15 protein-coding genes are annotated in these 20,448 nt (G+C 70.6%); 7 read left to right on the plus strand and 8 right to left on the minus strand.

Going from position 1 to position 20,448, the window contains the following annotated elements:
* Positions 1-222: 222 nt before the first annotated feature.
* The 4 genes from ACFYYJ_RS27100 (at position 223) to ACFYYJ_RS27115 (ending at position 4,454) form a co-directional block, all read left to right on the plus strand.
* Positions 223-1,224, plus strand: a complete 1,002-nt coding sequence (locus ACFYYJ_RS27100; RefSeq protein WP_385122142.1) for a tetratricopeptide repeat protein — start codon at positions 223-225, stop codon at positions 1,222-1,224.
* Positions 1,225-1,862: 638 nt separating this feature from the next.
* Positions 1,863-2,501 (plus strand): DUF6230 family protein, encoded by a 639-nt coding sequence (locus ACFYYJ_RS27105; RefSeq protein ID WP_384587295.1) that lies wholly within the window; start codon positions 1,863-1,865, stop codon positions 2,499-2,501.
* Positions 2,502-2,614: 113 nt separating this feature from the next.
* Positions 2,615-3,190 carry a DUF6114 domain-containing protein gene (locus tag ACFYYJ_RS27110; protein ID WP_385366629.1) on the plus strand — a complete coding sequence of 192 codons (576 nt, stop codon included), beginning with the start codon at positions 2,615-2,617 and terminating at the stop codon, positions 3,188-3,190.
* Positions 3,180-4,454, plus strand: a complete 1,275-nt coding sequence (locus tag ACFYYJ_RS27115; RefSeq protein WP_385366630.1) for a hypothetical protein — start codon at positions 3,180-3,182, stop codon at positions 4,452-4,454. Before ACFYYJ_RS27110 ends, ACFYYJ_RS27115 begins: the two co-directional genes overlap by 11 nt.
* A 116-nt stretch (positions 4,455-4,570) precedes the next feature.
* Here the strand turns inward: ACFYYJ_RS27115 and pyk are convergent, their stop codons facing one another.
* The 3 genes from pyk to pta all read right to left on the minus strand — a co-directional run bounded on the left by pyk (position 4,571) and on the right by pta (position 9,432).
* Positions 4,571-6,001 (minus strand): pyruvate kinase, encoded by a 1,431-nt coding sequence (gene pyk / locus ACFYYJ_RS27120; RefSeq protein WP_382639961.1) that lies wholly within the window; start codon positions 5,999-6,001, stop codon positions 4,571-4,573.
* A gap of 62 nt (positions 6,002-6,063) precedes the next feature.
* Complete coding sequence (locus tag ACFYYJ_RS27125) at positions 6,064-7,278, minus strand: acetate/propionate family kinase (RefSeq protein WP_389136193.1); 1,215 nt, start codon at positions 7,276-7,278, stop codon at positions 6,064-6,066.
* Between the two features lie 66 nt (positions 7,279-7,344).
* A complete protein-coding gene (pta, locus tag ACFYYJ_RS27130; RefSeq protein ID WP_389136195.1) occupies positions 7,345-9,432 on the minus strand; it encodes a phosphate acetyltransferase in 2,088 nt (695 codons plus the stop codon).
* 272 nt (positions 9,433-9,704) lie between these two features.
* Between pta and ACFYYJ_RS27135 the strand changes: the two genes are divergently transcribed.
* Entirely contained in the window at positions 9,705-10,730 is a 1,026-nt protein-coding gene (locus ACFYYJ_RS27135) for an ATP-dependent 6-phosphofructokinase (protein WP_385362940.1), read from the plus strand.
* 126 nt (positions 10,731-10,856) lie between these two features.
* Here ACFYYJ_RS27135 and ACFYYJ_RS27140 read toward each other — a convergent pair whose 3' ends face one another.
* Positions 10,857-11,537 carry a helix-turn-helix domain-containing protein gene (locus ACFYYJ_RS27140; protein ID WP_385122158.1) on the minus strand — a complete coding sequence of 227 codons (681 nt, stop codon included), beginning with the start codon at positions 11,535-11,537 and terminating at the stop codon, positions 10,857-10,859.
* Between the two features lie 275 nt (positions 11,538-11,812).
* Here ACFYYJ_RS27140 and ACFYYJ_RS27145 point away from each other — a divergent pair, with 275 nt between their 5' ends.
* Positions 11,813-12,205 (plus strand): MerR family transcriptional regulator, encoded by a 393-nt coding sequence (locus ACFYYJ_RS27145; RefSeq protein WP_385122159.1) that lies wholly within the window; start codon positions 11,813-11,815, stop codon positions 12,203-12,205.
* A 29-nt stretch (positions 12,206-12,234) separates the two neighbouring features.
* Positions 12,235-12,588 (plus strand): thioredoxin family protein, encoded by a 354-nt coding sequence (locus tag ACFYYJ_RS27150; protein WP_385122162.1) that lies wholly within the window; start codon positions 12,235-12,237, stop codon positions 12,586-12,588.
* Here ACFYYJ_RS27150 and glgB read toward each other — a convergent pair.
* The 4 genes from glgB to ACFYYJ_RS27170 form a co-directional block, all read right to left on the minus strand.
* On the minus strand, positions 12,578-14,875 hold the full coding sequence (glgB, locus tag ACFYYJ_RS27155) for a 1,4-alpha-glucan branching enzyme (RefSeq protein ID WP_385122165.1): 2,298 nt from the start codon (positions 14,873-14,875) through the stop codon (positions 12,578-12,580). The two genes, ACFYYJ_RS27150 and glgB, sit on opposite strands and share 11 nt — an antisense overlap.
* Complete coding sequence (locus tag ACFYYJ_RS27160; RefSeq protein WP_389136201.1) at positions 14,872-16,305, minus strand: maltokinase; 1,434 nt, start codon at positions 16,303-16,305, stop codon at positions 14,872-14,874. Before ACFYYJ_RS27160 ends, glgB begins: the two co-directional genes overlap by 4 nt.
* A 153-nt stretch (positions 16,306-16,458) precedes the next feature.
* Positions 16,459-18,177, minus strand: coding sequence for a maltose alpha-D-glucosyltransferase (gene treS / locus ACFYYJ_RS27165; protein WP_384587317.1), 1,719 nt, complete (start codon positions 18,175-18,177; stop codon positions 16,459-16,461).
* Complete coding sequence (locus tag ACFYYJ_RS27170; protein ID WP_385122168.1) at positions 18,174-20,168, minus strand: maltotransferase domain-containing protein; 1,995 nt, start codon at positions 20,166-20,168, stop codon at positions 18,174-18,176. The genes treS and ACFYYJ_RS27170 overlap by 4 nt, the downstream gene beginning before the upstream one ends.
* Positions 20,169-20,448 lie beyond the last annotated feature (280 nt).

A 20,448-nucleotide genomic window follows, 5' to 3' on the forward strand; every position in this document is an offset into this window, starting at 1 on the left:
TCCCGAATCGCTGTGGTTCAAATCACGGGGCGCCGAGGACTCCGGAGGAGTTACGCTACGGCTCGTAGCGTAAGAGCGACAACCACGCGAAGAGCTACAGGCGCCAGGTGGGGACCCGGCGCCGACCGACAGCAGACGGCACCACGATCGCGCCACGGCGGCACCATGGCCAATTCACGCGATCTTTTTCGTCGGCACGCGCACACGGGGGAGGATGTACGCATGCAGCCCAGAAACATGTCCATGAGCGGCGTCGTCGACCTCGCCGCTGTGAAGGCGGCCGGCGAGGCCAAGGCCAAGGCCGAGCAGGCCCGCGCCGAAGCGGCGCGCCAGGCCGGCCAGGGCGGCGGAAGCGGCCCGGCCCCCGGCGCCGTGCCGCCGTCCGCGCTCGTCATCGACGTCGACGAAGCCGGGTTCGAACGCGATGTGCTCCAGCTTTCCGCAGAGGTCCCGGTCGTCCTGGACTTCTGGGCCGAGTGGTGCGAGCCGTGCAAGCAGCTCAGCCCCCTCCTGGAGCGCCTGACCGTCCAGGCGAACGGCCGCCTCGTGCTGGCCAAGGTCGACGTCGACGCCAACCAGATGCTGATGCAGCAGTTCGGCATCCAGGGCATCCCGGCCGTCTTCGCCGTCGTCGCGGGCCAGGTGCTGCCGCTGTTCCAGGGCGTGGCCCCCGAGCAGCAGATCCGCGAGACCCTCGCCCAGCTGATCCAGGTCGCCGAGGAGCGCTTCGGGATCATCGGCATCGAGGTGGATCCGAACGCGGAGCCCGTCGCCGCGGCCGACGCCGAGGCCGAGGTCCCGGCCGGTCCGCACGACGCGCTGCTGGAGGCGGCCGTCGTCGCGCTGGACGCGGGCGACCTGGGCGGTGCCGTGCAGGCGTACAAGAACGTACTCGCCGACGACCCGACCAACAGCGAGGCCAAGCTGGGCCTGGCGCAGGCCGAACTCCTCGCCCGGGTCCAGCACATGAACCCGCAGGCGGTGCGCGCCGCGGCCGCCGAGAACCCGCGCGACCCGGCGGCCCAGATCGCCGCGGCCGACCTCGACCTCGTCGGCGGTCACGTCGAGGACGCCTTCGGGCGTCTGGTGGACACCGTGCGCGTGACGTTCGGTGAGGAGCGGGACTCCGTGCGGCTGCGGCTGCTGGAGATGTTCGAGGTCATCGGCGCCGACGACCCGCGGGTCACGGCGGCGCGCACGGCGCTGGCTCGGGTGCTGTTCTAGCGCGGCCCACGACGGGCTCCGTGGCGGGCTCCACCACGTGCTCCGGCAGGTCCCGGCGCCCGCTCGGCACCGGCTCGAGAAGCCGACGATTTGTTGACACGGAGATAAACAGCGGCCGCACTTTGCCAAAACTTGGCAATCGCGGTCGCTGTTACTCGCAGTAAGTCGAACCCCGTGAACTGTCCGGAGTGTTCACTCTTCCACCGATGTGTCGTGGCCCTCGGTGACACCCTGTGTCGTCACTCGGCGGCAGTGGGTCGTATCCCGGTTATCTTGCCGTTACCCGCCAGTAACGAACCCCCTTGTGCCCCGGCCTGGAATGGACCACGATCGGCGACGCTCGGTCCTTCCCGCAGAGCCGCTCACTCGGAACGCGGTGGAGGGTCCCCACCGAGCCGGCCGGTGACAGTGGCACCGGCCGTTGGACAGGGGGGTTCCTGCCACACGGTGGGGCCTGTCCTCCAGGTTGCGCGAACGCGTGGCCCAGTGGTTGTCGCTCGGGGGTGATCGCCGGTGTTTCGGACGTGGCACAGCCGCGGCCGGGCCGCCTGCGCTCCTTCCCGAGGACGTAGCACTTCTCCCATCCCAGGACGGGCAGGGCCCGGACCGGAGATGTACGTCCGAGAAGGAGGAACGAAATGAGTTCTCAGGTTCGTGGCGGGACCAGATGGAAGCGCTTCGCGCTCGTCATGGTGCCGAGCATCGCGGCCACCGCCGCGGTCGGTGTGGGTCTGGCGCAGGGTGCCCTCGCGGCGTCCTTCAGCGTCTCCGGCCAGGACTTCAAGGTCTCGGCCGACAAGCTCGACGGTGACAACCTCATCCAGTACGGCGGCATTGCCGAGGGTCACGACCTCAAGGGCAACGCGCAGCACCACCCGGTCACCATCTCCGGGTTCAGCCACGCCGAGATCACCAACATGTGCCAGTCGCTGGTGACCCCGACTCCGCTGGGCAACATCACGCTGCAGCTGCGCACCGGCCACAAGGGCAAGCCGGCCGTCGCCGACAACATCTACCTGGATGTTGCCGAGCTCGACACCGACGCCGAGTTCCAGAACCTGGACATCGGTGTCGCGGTCGGTGACCCGAGCCACAAGACGAAGCCGCAGGCCGGCACGGTCGCCAGCCCGTACGCGTTCTCGCAGCGCGCGGACAAGGCGGTCCTGACGAACGTGCGCCAGAAGGCGTGGGCGACCACGGCGGGCACGTTCAAGCTTCCCGACCTGAAGCTGCGTCTGCTCGGCGGCGACCAGCCGTGCTACCAGGACGAGAAGTAATCGTTCCCGGTTGAGCGACCGGAGGGGCGGTCGGCGGCGCGATGCGACGCCGTCCGCCCCGTCCGGGCTCCACAGAGTTCTCCGTACCACCCGTTTCCAGGGAGCTGTTGTCCATGAACCCCAAGGCCCCCGTATACGTTCGCGCCGAAGACGACGCCTGGCTCACCGTGGTGTACTACTACGTCCACGCCTGGACCGGCCGCCGTCCGTTCTGGGCCGGGCTGTTCACGCTCGTCAGCGGTTTCCCGATCGCGTACTTCCCGTACGCAGACCTGCGCCTGGGCAACATCACTCTGGCGATGGCCACCACGGGTGGCGCCGGCGCGCTGATCATCGGCGTCCTGCTGATCACGCTGGGCCTGGCCCTGTGGTTCCAGCAGGCCATCCGCGTCTTCGCCGGTGTCGCCTCGATCCTGCTGGCCCTGGTCTCGATCCCGGTGTCCAACCTGGGCGGTTTCGGCCTGGGCTTCATCCCCGCGATGATCGGCGGCGCCCTCGCGCTGTCGTGGGCCCCCGGGCATCCCGCGGACGAGGAGCCCGCGGACCAGCCGCCGGCCGCCGCGGTCGACATGGCCAAGGCGGAGTCGATGGCGGGCCCCCAGGGCGTACCCGCGCCCCGAGCGACGGAAACGGCACACCCGAGCGAGATGACTGCCCACGCCGATGGCGGGAGGAACAGTGCGGGGTGACGAGACGCAGCGGGGCGTGGCCCCAGGCGCAGAGTCCCGTGAGATCAAGGGGCCGCGGCACGCGGCCCCCAGGAAGTCGCTGCTGACCAAGCTCCAGATACCCGTCGGCAAGACGATGGCGCTGGCGGCGATGCCGACGGCCGTGTTCGTCGGAATGGGCATGGCGCCGAAGCTGGCCGTGGCCGACGACAAGGACATCCCCTTCGCGCCCGGGCCGTGTGTGACGCGGTCCGACGAACCCGCGGAGTCGAAGTCGCCGTCGCCTTCGAAGTCGCCGTCCCCGAGCGCGTCGGCCACGGAGACCCCCGCACCGACCGCGCCGGCGAAGCCGAAGCCGGGCGGGACGGCGGCCCCGAATCCGACGGCCACCAAGTCCGCGGCCGACAAGTCCCAGCCCGCCGGGTCCACGGCGGACAAGCAGCCGGCCCCCTCGGCGACGCCGACTCCGACCAAGACCACCAACCCGCTGGACCCGCTGGGTGTCGGGGACGCCCTCAAGGGCCTCGTCGACGGGCTCACCAAGCCCCCGGCGGACCCGAAGGCCACCCCCACCCCCACGCCGTCCACGACCCCGAAGACGACCCCGCCGAAGACCCCCGCTCCGGACCCGGCCGCGGACGCGATCCGCGACGCCGCGAAGAAGGCGGGCGTCGGCGTCGAGGAGCTGTCCGACGACGTCAAGGACACCGTCACGAACCCGAAGGACGAGACGGGCGAGAAGACCGAGGAGGACAAGGCCAAGGACGCGGCGACGAAGGACCCGGACGGGAAGGAACCCTTCCCCTGTCCGACCTACGACGCGAAGGCCCTGGCCGACGCCGAGCTGGAGCAGGGCATCCCGCTCCTGCCGGACGAGCCCTGGTACCTCGACAGCTCGCTCCTGACCCTCTACGGCCTGGACTACCACGGCATCGTCGAGGTGAAGACGGCCGGCGGCAAGACCAAGAAGGTCCTGAAGTTCACCGCGGACTCGCTGGACATCAAGGACCTGTACCAGACGGTCGGCAAGGACAAGAACGTCGCCCACCTGAAGTCGCGTCCGGGCTCCACGTCCAAGATCCGCGGCGGCACGGTGACGATGTACACGGAGAGCCTCAAGGGCAACCTCTTCGGTCTGATCCCGATCGAGTTCACCCCGAACAGCCCGCCGCCCCTGAACGTCCCGTTCGCGTTCTTCACGAACGTCAAGGTCGTCCAGGCCGGCCAGTTCGGCGGCACCCTGACGGTGCCCGGACTGAAGAACTACATCGGCCCGCCGGAGTAGTCCCGAGCGGTCCCGCACCGCGTACGCACATGCCGAGGGCCGGCACCCGATCGATCGGGTGCCGGCCCTCGGCCTCTGTGCGGCAGAGTTGCAGCGGTGCGAGGAGCGCCGCGACGTCAGTCGCGCTCGCCGCCGCCCAGGTGGTGGACCCGGACCATGTTGGTGGTGCCGGGGACGCCGGGGGGCGAGCCGGCCGTGATCACCACGGTGTCGCCCTCGTTGTTGCGGCCGAGCTTGAGCAGCTCGCCGTCGACCAGGTCGACCATCGCGTCGGTGGTGTCCACGTGCGGGACGATGTACGACTCGACGCCCCAGCTCAGCGTGAGCTGGTTGCGGGTGTGCGGGTCGGTGGTGAAGGCCAGGATCGGCTGCGTGGCGCGGTAGCGCGACAGGCGGCGGGCCGTGTCACCGGACTGCGTGAAGGCGATGAGCGCCTTGCCGTCGAGGAACTCCGCGATCTCGCAGGCCGCGCGGGCGACGGAGCCACCCTGGGTACGGGGCTTCTTGCCCGGGACCAGCGGCTGCAGGCCCTTGGACAGGAGCTCCTCCTCGGCCGCCGCGACGATCTTCGACATCGTCTTGACGGTCTCGATCGGGTAGGCGCCTACCGAGGACTCGGCGGACAGCATGACCGCGTCGGCACCGTCGAGGATCGCGTTGGCGACGTCGGAGGCCTCGGCGCGGGTCGGCCGCGAGTTGGTGATCATCGACTCCATCATCTGGGTCGCGACGATCACCGGCTTGGCGTTGCGGCGGCACATCTCGATGAGCCGCTTCTGGACCATCGGGACCTTCTCGAGCGGGTACTCGACGGCCAGGTCGCCACGGGCCACCATGACCGCGTCGAAGGCCGCGACCACGGCCTCCATGTTCTCGACGGCCTGGGGCTTCTCCACCTTGGCGATGACGGGGACCCGGCGGCCCTCCTCGTCCATGACCTTGTGGACGTCCTTGACGTCGTTGGCGTCGCGGACGAAGGACAGGGCGACCATGTCGCAGCCCATCCGCAGGGCGAAGCGGAGGTCGTCGACGTCCTTCTCCGACAGGGCGGGGACGTTGACCGCGGCACCCGGCAGGTTGATGCCCTTGTGGTCCGAGATGACACCGCCCTCGATGACGATGGTCTTGACCCGCGGGCCGTCGACCTCGGTCACCCGGAGCTCGACGTTGCCGTCGTTGATCAGGACCTGGTCACCCTTGGCGACGTCGCCCGGGAGGCCCTTGTAGGTGGTGCCGCAGATGGACTTGTCACCCGGGACGTCCTCGGTGGTGATGGTGAACTCGTCACCGCGCACCAGCTCGACGGGACCCTCGGCGAAGGTCTCCAGACGGATCTTCGGGCCCTGGAGGTCGGCGAGGACGCCGACGGCGCGCCCGGTGTCCTCGGAGACCTTCCGGACGCGGTCGTACCGCTCCTGGTGTTCTGCCTGGGATCCGTGGCTGAAGTTGAATCGGGCCACGTTCATACCTGCCTCGATGAGCGCTTTCAGCTGCTCATACGAGTCGACGGCGGGGCCCAGCGTGCAGACGATTTTGGAACGGCGCATGAAGCGGATCCTATCCGTTTGTTTCGTAGCGGAATATTCCGTCTGGCGGAAACTCCAAGTGACTACCGAGTAACCAGCGCGTACGCCTGGGAGGCGATCTCCAGTTCCTCATCGGTCGGGACCACGGCCACGGCCACCCGGGCGTACTCCGCCGAGACCAGCCGCGGCTCCGGGGAGCGCACCGCGTTGGCCTCCGGGTCCAGCGCCAGGCCCAGCTCGGCCAGACCCTCCACGGCGGCCTCCCGGATCCAGGAGGCGTTCTCCCCGACCCCGGCCGTGAAGACGACGGCGTCCACCCGGCCCAGCACCGCCGAGTAGGCACCGATGTACTTCTTCAGCCGGTGCACGTACGAGGCCAGCGCGAGCTGCGCCGAGGAGTCGCCCTCCTCCGCCCTCCGCCGCACCTCGCGCATGTCGTTGTCGCCGCACAGGCCCAGCAGACCGCTCTTCTTGTTCAGGAGCGAATCGATCTCATCCACCGAGAGGCCCCCCACCCGGGCCAGGTGGAAGACGACCGCCGGGTCGAGGTCGCCCGAGCGGGTCCCCATGACCAGGCCCTCCAGCGGGGTCATCCCCATGGAGGTCTCCACGCAGACCCCGCCGCGCACGGCCGAGGCCGAGGCGCCGTTGCCCAGGTGCAGCACGATCACGTTCACGTCCGAGGGTGCCTTGCCGAGCAGCGCCGCCGTCGCCCGCGACACGTAGGCGTGCGAGGTTCCGTGGAATCCGTACCGCCGGATGGAGTACTTGTCGGCCGTCGCGGCGTCGATCGCGTACCGGGCCGCGTACTCCGGCATCGTCGAGTGGAAGGCCGTGTCGAAGACGGCCACCTGCGGGATGTCCGCGCGCAGCGAGCGCGCCACCTCGATGCCCGTCACGTTCGCCGGGTTGTGCAGCGGCGCGAGCGGGATCAGGCTCCGGATCTCCGCCAGCACCTCGTCGTCGATCACGGTCGGCTGCGTGAACCGGGTCCCGCCGTGCACCACCCGGTGGCCCACCGCGGCCAGTTCGGGGGAGTCCAGGCCCAGCCCGTCGGCGGCCAGTTCGGCCGCGACGGCCCGCAGCGCCGCCCCGTGGTCGGAGATCGGGCCGAGCCGCTCCCTCTTGCCGCCCGCCGCGCCGGGGCCGGTCAGCGGCTCGTGCACGAGGCGGGACGTCTCCTCCCCGATGCGCTCCACCAGGCCGGCCGCCAGGCGGGAGGAGTCCGCCATGTCGAGCAGCTGGTACTTCACCGACGAGGAACCGGAGTTGAGGACGAGTACGCGCGATGCGGTCACGGTGAGGGGTCTTTCCTTCGGGTGCGGGCGAGTGCGGGTCGGGTGCTGTTCGGGTGCGGTGGAGGACTACCGGTCCTGCGGCAGCGGCTGGGACTGCGCCTGGATCGCGGTGATCGCCACGGTGGTGACGATGTCCTGGACGAGGGCCCCGCGCGAGAGGTCGTTGACGGGCTTGCGCAGGCCCTGGAGGACGGGGCCGACCGCGACGGCGCCCGCCGAACGCTGCACGGCCTTGTACGTGTTGTTTCCCGTGTTGAGGTCGGGGAAGATCAGCACCGTCGCCCGGCCGGCCACCTCGGACTCGGGGAGCTTGGTCGCCGCGACGGAGGGTTCCACGGCCGCGTCGTACTGGATCGGACCCTCGACCGCCAGGTCGGGGCGCTGCTCGCGGACGATCTCGGTGGCCTTGCGGACCTTGTCCACGTCGGCGCCCGAACCGGAGGTGCCCGTCGAGTACGAGAGCATCGCGATCCGGGGCTCGACGCCGAAGGCGGCCGCGGTGGCGGCCGACTGGACGGCGATGTCCGCCAGTTGCTCGGCGTTCGGGTCGGGATTGACCGCGCAGTCGCCGTAGACGAGGACCTTGTCGGCCAGGCACATGAAGAAGACGGAGGAGACGATCGAGGCCTCCGGCTTGGTCTTGATGATCTCGAAGGCCGGGCGGATGGTCGCCGCGGTGGAGTGCACCGAGCCGGAGACCATGCCGTCGGCCAAGCCCTCCTGGACCATCAGGGTGCCGAAGTAGTTCACGTCGGTGACCACGTCGTTGGCCAGCTCGACCGTCATGCCCTTGTGGGCTCGGGCCTTGGCGTAGTACTCGGAGAACCGTTCCCGCAGCGGGGAGGTCGCCGGGTCGATCAGCTGCGCGCCCGAGATGTCGATGCCGAGGTCGGCGGCCTTCTTCAGGATGGCCTGCTCCTCGCCCAGCAGGGTCAGGTCGCACACCCCGCGGCGCAGCACCACGTCCGCGGCGCGCAGCACGCGTTCCTCGGTGCCCTCGGGCAGCACCACCCGGCGCCGCTCGGAGCGGGCCCGCTCCAGCAGTCCGTGCTCGAACATCATCGGGGTGATGCGCTCCGAACGGGCCACCGACAGCAGGTCGCGCAGCTCCTGGGTGTCCACGTGACGCTCGAACAGGCCGAGCGCGGTCTCCAGCTTGCGCGGGGTCGCCGAGTTCAACCGGCTCTGCAGGGAGAAGAGTTCGGCGGCGGTCGGGAAGCTGTTGCCGGCCACCGAGACGACCGGGGTGCCCGGCGCGAGCTTCGAGGCCAGCGTCAGGACTTCCTGCGTCGGGCGCTCGTTCAGCGTCAGCAGCACACCGGCGATCGGCGGGGTGCCCGAGGTGTGCGCGGCCAGCGCGCCCACGACCAGGTCCGAACGGTCCCCGGGGGTGACGACCAGGCAGCCGGGCGTCAGCGCGTTCAGGAAATTCGGCAGCATGGCGCCGCCGAAGACGAAGTCCAGGGCGTCGCGCGCCAGCCCGGCCTCGTCGCCGAGCAGCACCTCGCCGCCGAGCGCTCGGGTGATCTGGGCGACGGTCGGGGCGGACAGCGACTTGTCGTCCGGCAGCACGTAGCAGGGCACGGGGAGCCGGGCGGCAAGACGCCCGGCTATGACGTCGCGATCCTCGGGGGCCACCCGGTTGACCACCATCGCGACGACGTGGCAGCCCAGGCTCTCGTAGGCGCGGTAGGCGTTGCGGGCCTCGGCGCGCACGGCGTCGGCGGAGTGCTTGGTGCCGCCCACCACGGGCACGACCACCGCGCCCAGTTCGTTGGCCAGGCGGGCGTTGAGGGCGAGTTCGTCGGGGAGGTTGGTCTCCGCGTAGTCCGTGCCGAGGACGAGCATGACCTCGTAGTCGCGGGCCAGCCGGTGGTAGCGGTCGACCAGCTGCGAGACCAGCTCGTCGGTGCCCTTCTCCGCCAGGATCGTCGAGGCCTCCTGGTACTCCATCCCGTAGGCCGTCGCCGAGTCCTGGTCTATCCGGTAGCGGGCCTTCAGGAGTTCGAACAGACGGTCGGGTCCGTCGTGGAGCAGTGGACGGTAGACGCCCACGCGTCCCGTCTGCCGGGTCAGGATCTCCATGATCCCCAGTTCGACGACCTGACGGCCGTCCCCCCGCTCGATGCCGGTCACGTACACGCTGCGCGTCACGCGTGAATCTCCGTTCCATGGTGGACCTGATTGACCCGATTGGTAGGGGCTTGCCCCTTTGACGATACCGGTGCGGACGGATAGGACGCCCGCCGGGAAACGGGCCTGTCAGGGGGGTCGAAAGGCCTTCTGGGCGGAGCAGCAGGAAGCGCGCCCCACCCCGGGCCCGTGGAAGAATCGGACACGCTTCATCAATACGCCCTTCATATCTACGGCCGACCGGTCGCCCGCACGTGCCCGGTCGGACGACCAGGAGCAGGAGACACAGCACGATGCGTATCGGAGTTCTCACCGCAGGCGGCGACTGCCCGGGCCTCAACGCTGTCATCCGATCGGTCGTACACCGGGCCCTGGTCGGTCACGGGGACGAGGTCATCGGCTTCGAGGACGGTTTCAAGGGCCTCCTCGACGGCCACTACCGCCCCCTCGACATCAACGCCGTCAGCGGCATTCTCGCCCGCGGCGGCACCATCCTCGGCTCGGCCCGCATGGAGCGCGCACGGCTGCACGAAGCCGCCGAGAACGCGCAGGAGCTGGCGAAGCGGTACGGCATCGACGCGCTCATCCCGATCGGCGGCGAGGGCACCCTGACCGCCGCCCGGATGCTGTCGGACGCCGGGATGCCGGTGGTCGGCGTGCCGAAGACCATCGACAACGACATCTCCTCCACCGACCGCACCTTCGGGTTCGACACCGCCGTCATGGTCGCCACCGAGGCCATCGACCGCCTGAAGACCACCGCGGAATCGCACCAGCGCGTGATGGTCGTCGAGGTCATGGGCCGCCACGCGGGATGGATCGCCCTGGAGTCCGGCATGGCCGGCGGCGCCCACGGGATCTGTCTGCCGGAGCGCCCCTTCGAGGTGGACGCCCTGGTGAAGATGGTGGAGGAACGGTTCTCCCGAGGCAAGAAGTTCGCGGTCGTCTGCGTGGCCGAGGGCGCGCACCCCGCCGAGGGCAGCATGCCGTACGAGAAGGGCGAGATCGACGCGTACGGTCACGAGCGCTTCGCCGGCATCGGCAACCGCCTCGCCATCGAGCTGGAGCACCGCCTGGGCAAGGAGGCCCGCCCGGTCATCCTCGGTCACGTCCAGCGCGGCGGCACCCCCACCGCCTACGACCGCGTGCTCGCGACCCGCTTCGGCTGGCACGCCGTCGAGGCCGTCCACCGCGGCGAGTACGGCAACATGACCGCCCTGCGCGGCACCGACATCGTGATGGCCCCGCTGGCCTCCGCGGTCACCGAGCTCAAGACGGTCCCCGAGGGCCGCATGTACGAGGCCGAATCGGTCTTCTGAGCCCTCCGGCCCCAGGGTCCTTCGCCGCGGGGCCGGGACTTCCGACCCCACTTCGGCAGCCGAACGGCCCCGGTTCCGTCCCCCTCCAGGACGGCCCGGGGCCGTTCGCACAGGACCGGACGTGTCCTAGGACGCACCGCCGGCGAGGCTCCAGAAGCGGTCCACGATGTCGGCGAGGAACTCCCGACCCGCGTCCCCGTTCGCCGCGTCGCCCCCGCTGCCCCAGCTGAGGGTCGCCACCATCCGCGACTGGTACTCGGCGTGCAGCTGCTCCAGCACCCGCTCCAGGTGGCCCCGGGGGATGGGCAGCAGCTTGCCCAGCGGCTTCACGTACGCCTGCCAGCGGGTGGTCACCGCACTGCGCAGGGCGTCGGCGAGCTCCTCGTTCCTGCCGGTGGCGGTCAGGAACTGGGCCAGTGTCAGCCCCAGCACGGTCGCCAGCGCGGCGGACTGGCGCTCGTTGCCCTTCCAGCGTCCGGAGTCCTCCATCTTCTGGTAGGCGCCCGGTTCCACACCGATCCGCCGGGCCAGCTCCTCGGGGGCCAGCCCCCGGGCGATACGGTGTTCCCGCAGGGTGACCGGCTCGGCGAGCAGCTCCCCGGGCGAACACCACAGGACGCCCGCGAGCGCGGTGAGCTCGGCGGACGTGGGCGATATCTCGCCACGCTCCCAGGCCATCACCGTCTCGGGCGCGACGACGAGTCCGTACTGGGCGTGAAGGCCGTAGGCGACGTGGCCGGGTGCCATGCCCAGGGCCGCGCGCAGTCTGCGCGCGGCGGGGGCATTGAATGGTGGGCTGGATTGCACACGGCAACCGTAGGAGTGGCCAAGGTTCGGCGCCTACGGACCAAACAAACAAGCCCATAACTCGTAGGAAAGTCCTACGGTGTTAAGGGCTTTTGGCGGTCTGTGAGGCGACTGTCCGGTAATCGGGGCAGTTGAAGATCCACTTCCGCATACGGTTCCAGTTCGAGCCCGTCGGCGCAAGAGCCATCACATCCCCTTCACGCGGCAACCACCGCCTCTTCCCCGGTGCGGCGCTTTCTTGCCTTGACGTCGGCGTCAAGGAATAGCGTCGGGGCATGCGAATCGGCGAACTGGCGGAGCGGGCCGGGACCAGCACGCGGGCCCTGAGGTACTACGAGTCGCGGGGGCTGCTGTCCGCGCGGCGGAGCGGCAACGGGTACCGCACCTACGACGAGGACGACCTGCGCCTGCTGCGCCAGATCCGCATGCTCCAGGACTTCGGCTTCGAGCTGGAGGAGACCCGCCCGTTCGTGGACTGCCTGCGGGCCGGGCACCCCGCCGGGGACTCCTGCCCGGCCTCGCTGGCCGTCTACCGGCGCAAGCTCGCCGAGATGGACGCGCTGATCGGGCAGCTGGCCGACGTACGGGAGCAGGTCGCGCGGCAGCTGGCCGAGGCCGAGGCGGCCGCCGGGGAGGCGGCCGTTCCGCGCTGCGAGATGACGGGCTGAAGAGCCCACGACGTGAGAGGGGAAACGACATGATCCGAGCCCACGGTGTGCCCGAGGTGACCGACGGGGACTTCGAGACCGAGGTCCTCGCCGAGCGGGGCCGACCCGTCCTGGTGGAGTTCACCGCCGACTGGTGCCCGCCCTGCCGCCAGCTCGCGCCCGTCCTGTCCGCCGTCGCCGCCGAGGAGGCCGACCGGCTCAAGGTCGTGCAGCTCGACGTGGACGGCAACCCCGCGACCGTCGCGCGGTACGGGGTGCTGTCCATGCCGACCCTGCTCGTCTTCCGTGACGGCGAGCCCGTCCAGCAGATGGTCGGCCTGCGCGCCAAGCGCAAGCTGCTCCAGGAGCTGGAGGGGGAGATGGCGAAGGCCCTTACGGCCTGAACCAGATCGTCGCCAGCGGCGGGAGCGTCAGGCGCAGGCTCGCCGGACGACCCTGCGCCGGCACCGGCTCGGGCCGCAACGGCCGCGCGTGGTGGACGCCGCTGCCGCCGTACAGCTCGTGGTCGGTGTTGAGCACCTCCCGCCACAGCGGAACGTCCTCCGGGACGCCGATCCGGTACCCGTGCCGGACCACCGGGGAGAAGTTCGACACCGCCAGGAGCTGCGAGCCGTCCTGCGCGTACCGCAGGAAGGCGAACACGTTGTCCTCCGCCGCGTCGGCCTCCACCCAGCCGAAGCCCTCCGGCACGGTGTCCCGCTCCCACAGGGCGGGCGACGCCGTGTACGTGCGGTTCAGGTCGCGCACCAGGCTCCGTACGCCCCGGTGGTCACCGGCCGCCGCGTACGAGTCGTCCAGCACCCACCAGTCCGGCCCGTACACCTCCGACCACTCTGACCCCTGCGCGAACTCCTGACCCATGAAGAGCAGCTGCTTGCCCGGGTGGGCCCACATGAAGCCCAGGTACGCCCGGTGCGCGGCCCGCTTCTGCCACCAGTCCTCCCCGGGCATCTTCGACACCAGCGAGCCCTTGCCGTGCACGACCTCGTCGTGCGAGATCGGCAGCACGTAGTTCTCGCTGAAGGCGTAGATCATCCCGAAGGTCATGTCGTGGTGGTGGTACTTGCGGTGCACCGACTCCTTCGACATGTAGCGCAGGGTGTCGTGCATCCAGCCCATGTTCCACTTCAGACCGAAGCCCAGCCCGCCCGAGTCGGTCGGCCGGGTGACCCCGTCCCACGCCGTGGACTCCTCCGCGATCGTCACCACGCCCGGGCAGCGCCGGTACACGGTCGCGTTCATCTCCTGGAGCAGCGCCACCGCGTCCAGGTTCTCCCGCCCGCCGTGCTCGTTCGGCGACCACTCGCCCTCGCCGCGCGAGTAGTCGAGGTAGAGCATCGAGGCCACCGCGTCCACGCGCAGCCCGTCGACGTGGAACTCCTCGCACCAATACACGGCGTTGGCGACGAGGAAGTTGCGGACCTCCTTGCGGCCGTAGTCGAACTCCAGGGTCCCCCAGTCCGGGTGCGCGGCCCGGCGCGGGTCCTGGTGCTCGTACAGCGGCCGCCCGTCGAACTCCGCGAGCGCCCACTCGTCGCGCGGGAAGTGCGCCGGCACCCAGTCGACGATCACCCCGATCCCCGCCCGGTGCAGCGCGTCCACCAGGAGGCGGAAGTCGTCCGGCGTGCCCATACGCGAGGTCGGCGCGTAGAAGCCGGTGACCTGGTAGCCCCACGAACCGCCGAAGGGGTGCTCGGCGACCGGCATGAACTCCACGTGCGTGAAGCCCAGCTCCTTCACGTACACGGGCAGTTGCTCCGCCAACTGCCGGTAGCTGAGCCCCGGCCGCCAGGACGGCAGGTGCAGCTCGTAGACGGAGAACGGCGCCTGGTGCGGCGGCCGGTCGCCGCGCGTCGCCATCCACTCCGCGTCCTGCCACACGTACCCGGAGGAGGTCACCACCGAGGCGTTCGCCGGCGGCACCTCCGCCGACCGGGCCATCGGGTCGGCCCGCAGGGTGTGGCTCCCGTCGGGGCGCGTGATGTCGTACTTGTACAGCGCTCCGGCGCCAACGCCCGGCAGGAACAGCTCCCACACGCCCGAGGAGCCCAGCGAGCGCATCGGGTAGGCGACGGAGTCCCAGTACGAGAAGTCCCCGGTGACCCTGACGCCCTGGGCGTTCGGCGCCCACACCGTGAACCGGGTCCCGGCGACGCCCTGGTGCTCCATCGGCTCGGAGCCGAGCGCCTTCCACAGCTCCTCGTGCCGCCCCTCGCCGATCAGGTGCAGGTCCAGCTCGCCGAGGGCGGGCAGGAACCGGTAGGGGTCGTGCACCTCGATCTCGTCGCTGTCGTAGCCGACCAGCAGCCGGTAGTCCGGCACCCCGGTGAGCGGCAGCAGCCCGGAGAACAGCCCGTCGCCCTCGTCGAGGAGTTCGGCGCGCAGCCCCTTGGCGACGATGGTCACCGTCTTGGCGTACGGGCGCAGCACGCGGAAGGCCACCCCGCCCCGCTGGGTACGGGCGCCGAGCACGGAGTGCGGATCGTGGTGGCGGCCCTCCAGGAGCCGGGCCCGTTCCTCCCCGCCGAGCGCGGGCGCCCGCCGGATCCCGTGGGGCGGGGCGGCGCGGCGGGCCCGCGGGGCGCGGGCCTTCTTCGCCGGCGCCGCCGCCGGTGCGGGTGCTGCGGCTTCGTCGCGGACGGTCGGTGACGGCTGTCGTGCGGCGCTCACGCGAGCGGCCTCCTCGGGGGCTTCGGGTGGGGGGTGGTGCCCGGGGTGGGCGGGGGCATGCGGTGGGCGGGGCGTTGCGGCTCGGACAGCCGGCGGATCGCGGCCATCGGGACGTGCAGCCAGTCGGGGCGGTGCCGGGACTCGTAGCGGGCCTCGTACACCGCCTTGTCGGTCTCGTACGCGCGCAGCAGTACGGGGTCCTCTCGCGGGTCGCGGCCGGTGGTGCGGGCGTAGCCCTCGCAGAAGGCGCCCCGGCAGTCGTCGGCCCAGGCCGGCGCGAAGGGCCGGTGCGAGCGGGCCGCGTAGTCGAAGGAACGCAGTATCCCCGCGATGTCGCGGACGGCCGGTTCGGGGCGGCGGCGGTCCGCGAGCGGCCGGGCCGGCTCGCCCTCGAAGTCGATCAGCGCCCAGCTCCCGTCGGCGGTGCGCAGGGTCTGGCCCAGGTGCAGGTCCCCGTGGATGCGCTGGGCGGACACCCCGGTGCCGCGGGACGCGGCCAGCGCGTCGAAGGCGCCGCGCAGCCCCGCCTCGTAGGGCCGCAGCGCCGGGACCTCCCGGGCGGTGGCCGCCAGCCGCGCCGTCATCCCGGCGGCCAGCCGGGCCGTCTGCTCCGGGCCCAGGGCGAGGGTGGGCAGGGCCGAGGCGAGCGCGCTGTGCACCTCGGCGGTGGCCCGGCCGAGCGCGTACGCCTCGGAGGTGAAGTCGGCCCCCGCGCCGAGCCGGCGCAGCGCGAGCTGCCAGCCGTCGTCGGAACCGCGCAGGTACGGCTGGAGCACGCCCAGGGTCAGCGGCTCGCCGCCGGGCAGCTCTGCCTCGTACCAGGCGACGGGCGCCGGGACGCGGGCGCAGCCGGCGGCGGCCAGCGCCCGGGGCAGTTCCAGGTCGGGGTTGACCCCGGGGCCGACCCGGCGGAACACCTTCAGGATGTACGAATCCCCGTAGATCAGGCTGGTGTTGGTCTGCTCGCCGGACAACGGCCGGGGCACGAGCCCCGCGGGGATCGGCGCGTCCGGGTCCCGGTCGAAGCCGAGCGGCCCGAGCGTGCCGGGGGAGCGCAAGCGTTCCAGCAGCATCGCCGCGAGCCGGGGGTCGCCCAGCGCCTCGTACACCGCCCGGCCCCGGTACGGGCCGTCCTCGGCGTGCCCGATCAGGGCGGGCGCGAGGGCGGGCGGGAGCGGCGACGGGCGGATGCCCAGGAGGAGCTGGTAGCAGTCCCCGTCGACGTCGAGGAGCAGGTGCAGCAGTCCGGGGGTGGATCCCGGCGGCAGCAGTTCGGCCGCCGAGACGGCCCTCAGCCTGGTGATGGTGCGGCCCTTGCCCGCGAACCAGCGTTGCGCGGGCAGCCAGGCCCGCAGCATCGGTTCCAGCGGGCCGATCCCGCCGGCCCGGTCGGCAGTCAGCCGGTTCCGGGCGGATGCAGCCTCCGACATGGCGTCGCGTCCTTTCCCCGGGCCGTCACAGAATGCGCAGAGTGTCCCGGATGTGCGGCAGTTGCTTCTCCGGTATGTGGGGGTGTCGGATCAGGATGATCCGTACAGGGGCGGGCGATTGACCCATCCGAGTCGCCCGCCCCGTACCGGGCCCTACTCGGCGCGCTGCTCGCCGCGCTGTTCCTTGCGTAGCCGGAACCAGTAGAAGCCGTGTCCCGCCAGCGTCAGCAGGTACGGCCACTCGCCGATCGGTGGGAAGCGCACGTCACCGGTGAGCTCCACCGGAACCCGCCCGTTGAACGACCGCAGATCCAGCTCGGTGGGCTGCGCGAAGCGCGAGAAGTTGTGCACGCACAGCACCAGGTCGTCCCCGAACTCGCGCAGGAACGCGAGGACGGCCGGGTTGGACGAGGGCAGTTCGGTGTACGAGCCGAGACCGAAGGCGGGGTTCGCCTTGCGGACCTCGATCAGCCGGCGGGTCCAGTGCAGCAGCGACGAGGGCGAGGACATCGCGGCCTCGACGTTGGTGACCCGGTAGCCGTAGACGGGGTCCATGATGACCGGCAGGTTCAGCCTGCCCGGATCGCACGAGGAGAAACCGGCGTTGCGGTCCGGGGTCCACTGCATCGGCGTGCGGACGCCGTCGCGGTCGCCCAGCCAGATGTTGTCGCCCATGCCGATCTCGTCGCCGTAGTAGAGGACGGGCGAGCCGGGCAGCGACAGCAGCAGGGCCGTGAACAGCTCCATCTGCTTGCGGTCGTTGTCCAGGAGCGGGGCGAGCCTGCGCCGGATGCCGATGTTGGCCCGCATGCGCGGGTCCTTGGCGTACTCGGCGTACATGTAGTCGCGCTCTTCGTCCGTGACCATTTCGAGGGTGAGCTCGTCGTGGTTGCGCAGGAAGATGCCCCACTGGCAGCGGTCCGGGATCTCCGGGGTCTTGGCCAGGATCTCGGAGACGGGGTAGCGCGACTCCCTGCGCACCGCCATGAAGATGCGCGGCATGACGGGGAAGTGGAAGGCCATGTGGCATTCGTCCCCGCCCTTCGCGAAGTCGCCGAAGTAGTCGACGACGTCCTCGGGCCACTGGTTGGCCTCGGCGAGCAGCACCGTGTCCGGGTAGTGCGCGTCGATCTCGGCGCGGACCCGCTTGAGGAGCTGGTGGGTGCGCGGGAGGTTCTCGCAGTTGGTTCCCTCCTCCGCGTACAGGTAGGGCACGGCGTCGAGGCGGAAGCCGTCGATGCCGAGGTCCAGCCAGAAGCGGAGCGCCGAGACGATCTCCTCCACCACGGCCGGGTTCTCGTAGTTGAGGTCCGGCTGGTGGGAGAAGAAGCGGTGCCAGTAGTACTGCTTGCGCACCGGGTCGTACGTCCAGTTCGACGTCTCGGTGTCGACGAAGATGATGCGGGCGTCCTGGTACTGCTTGTCGTTGTCGGCCCACATGTAGTAGTCGCCGTAGGGGCCGTCCGGGTCCTTGCGGGACTGCTGGAACCACTCGTGCTGGTCGCTCGTGTGGTTCATGACGAAGTCGATGATCACCCGCATGCCGCGTTGGTGGGCGGCGTCCACGAACTCCACGAAGTCGGCGAGATCGCCGAACTCGGGCAGTACGGAGGTGTAGTCGGCGACGTCATAGCCCCCGTCGCGCAGGGGCGAGGCGAAGAACGGCGGCAGCCACAGGCAGTCGACACCGAGCCACTGGAGGTAGTCCAGCTTGGCGGTGAGCCCCTTGAGGTCGCCCACGCCGTCGCCGTTGCTGTCGTGGAAGGAGCGGACGAGGACCTCGTAGAAGACGGCCCGCTTGAACCAGTCGGGGTCGCGGTCCTTGGCGGGGGTGTCCTCGAAGGTGTCGGGGACGGGATCGTTGATCATCATGTGGTGGGTGACCCTCCGGTGGGCGGGGACGGTCGCAGGGCGGCCAGTACGTGCGCGGGCGTGCGGCCCGGTTCCAGGCGTACGTAGTTCGCCCTGCCCCAGTGATAGGTCTCGCCGGTGAGCTCGTCGCGCACCGCGAGGGACCCGTGCCAGTCGAGGCCGAGTACCGGCATGTCCAACGAGACCGTCGCCTCCTGGGTGTGGTGCGGATCGAGGTTGACGACCACCAGTACGGAATTGGCGCCCGCGTGCTTCGAATAGGCGATCACCTGTTCGTTGTCGGTCGAATGGAAGTGGATGTCGCGCAGTTGCTGGAGGGCCGGGTTCCGGCGGCGCATCCGGTTCAGGGAGGTGATCAGCGGGGCGATGGTGCGGCCCTCGCTGTCGGCGGCGGCCCAGTCGCGAGGTCGCAGCTCGTACTTCTCGGAGTTCAGGTACTCCTCGCTGCCCTCCCGCACCGGCTCGTTCTCGCAGAGCTCGTAGCCCGCGTAGACCCCCCAGCTGGGGGAGAGCGTGGCGGCGAGCACCGCGCGCACCTCGAAGGCGGGGCGGCCGCCCTTCTGGAGGTACTCGTGGAGGATGTCCGGGGTGTTGACGAAGAAGTTCGGCCGCATGACCGAGGCCGAGGGGGTGTCGGCGAGTTCCGTCAGGTACTCGGTGAGCTCGGACTTGGTGTTGCGCCAGGTGAAGTACGTGTACGACTGCTGGAAGCCGATGGAGGCGAGCGCCCGCATCATCGCGGGCCGGGTGAAGGCCTCCGCGAGGAAGATGACGTCCGGGTCGGACTTGTTGATGTCCGCGATCACCCTCTGCCAGAAGACCACCGGCTTGGTGTGCGGATTGTCGACGCGGAAGATCCGGACGCCGTGTTCCATCCAGTACCGCAGGATCCGCACGGTCTCCTCGACGATCCCGGCCATGTCGGTGTCGAAGTGGATCGGGTAGATGTCCTGGTACTTCTTCGGCGGGTTCTCCGCGTACGCGATCGTCCCGTCGGCGCGGTGGCGGAACCACTCCGGGTGCTTCTCCACCCACGGGTGGTCGGGGGAGCACTGGAGCGCGAAGTCCAGGGCGATCTCCAGGCCCAGCTCGCGGGCGCGCGCGACGAAGGCGTCGAAGTCCTCGATGGTGCCCAGGTCCGGGTGGACGGCATCGTGCCCGCCCTCCGTGGAACCGATCGCCCAGGGCACGCCCGGGTCCCAACACCCCGCCGAGAGCGTGTTGTTCGGACCCTTGCGGTAGGTGGACCCGATGGGGTGGATCGGCGGCAGGTAGAGCACGTCGAAGCCCATCGCGGCGATCGCGGGCAGCCGCTCGGCCGCCGTCCGGAAGGTGCCGCCGACCGGCGCCTCGCCGGGTTCGAGCACCGCCCCCTCCGACCGGGGGAACATCTCGTACCAGGAGCCGAAGAGGGCCCGCTTGCGCTCGATCAGCAGCGGCAGCGGCTTGGAGGCGGTGACCAGCTCGCGCAGCGGCTTCTTCGCGAGGGCGGCGGCCACGTCCGGGTCGAGGGCGGCCGCGTAGCGCGCGGACACCTCGCCCTCGTCGTCGCGCATCAGCTCGGCGGCGGCCAGCACCACGTCGCGTCCGTCGCGCTTGGGGATCTTGGCGGCGGCCCGGGTGTAGAGCTCCGCCCCCTCCAGGAGGGTCAGCCCGGTGTCGATCCCGGCGGGGATCTTGATCGCGGCGTGCGCCCGCCAGGTGGCCAACGGGTCGCTCCACGCCTCGACGGTGTACGTCCACCTCCCCTCGACCTCGGCGCGGACCCTGGCCCCCCACCGGTCGGTGCCGGGGGCGAGCTCGTGCAGCGGAACGGGCGGCCGCAGCCGTCCGCTCGGATCGCGGAGCACGACGTGCGCGGCGAGGGCGTCGTGGCCCTCGCGGAACACGGTGGCGGAAATCTCGAAGGACTCGTCCACGACCGCCTTGGCGGGTCTGGCGCCGCAGTCGACGGCAGGGCGGACGTCCAGCACGGGAATGCGACCGATCATGATGGGATCACCTGGGGGCAGTTCGCAGGGCTCGGTGACAACAGGCCAGCCGGTATCGCGGCTGGTAGTGCACGCTCTGTTCGCTCTGTTTCTAGCCGCTCAAGGGACGGCTGGGCTGCGGGCATGGCCGCTCCTGTCCGCGTTCACTCGGGTGGCGGGGAGAGGTTGTGGGCGGGTGCGCCGTGCGTGTACGGCGCGTGCACCGTGTTGTGCGTCGCGCGTACCCGGGGAGCCCTTCCCACTCTCGCCCCGCCCAATCCGGGTGCTTGGTTAACTACTC

Origin of the sequence: Streptomyces sp. NPDC002467 (assembly GCF_042889825.1) — a bacterium.
Classification (GTDB): domain Bacteria; phylum Actinomycetota; class Actinomycetes; order Streptomycetales; family Streptomycetaceae; genus Streptomyces.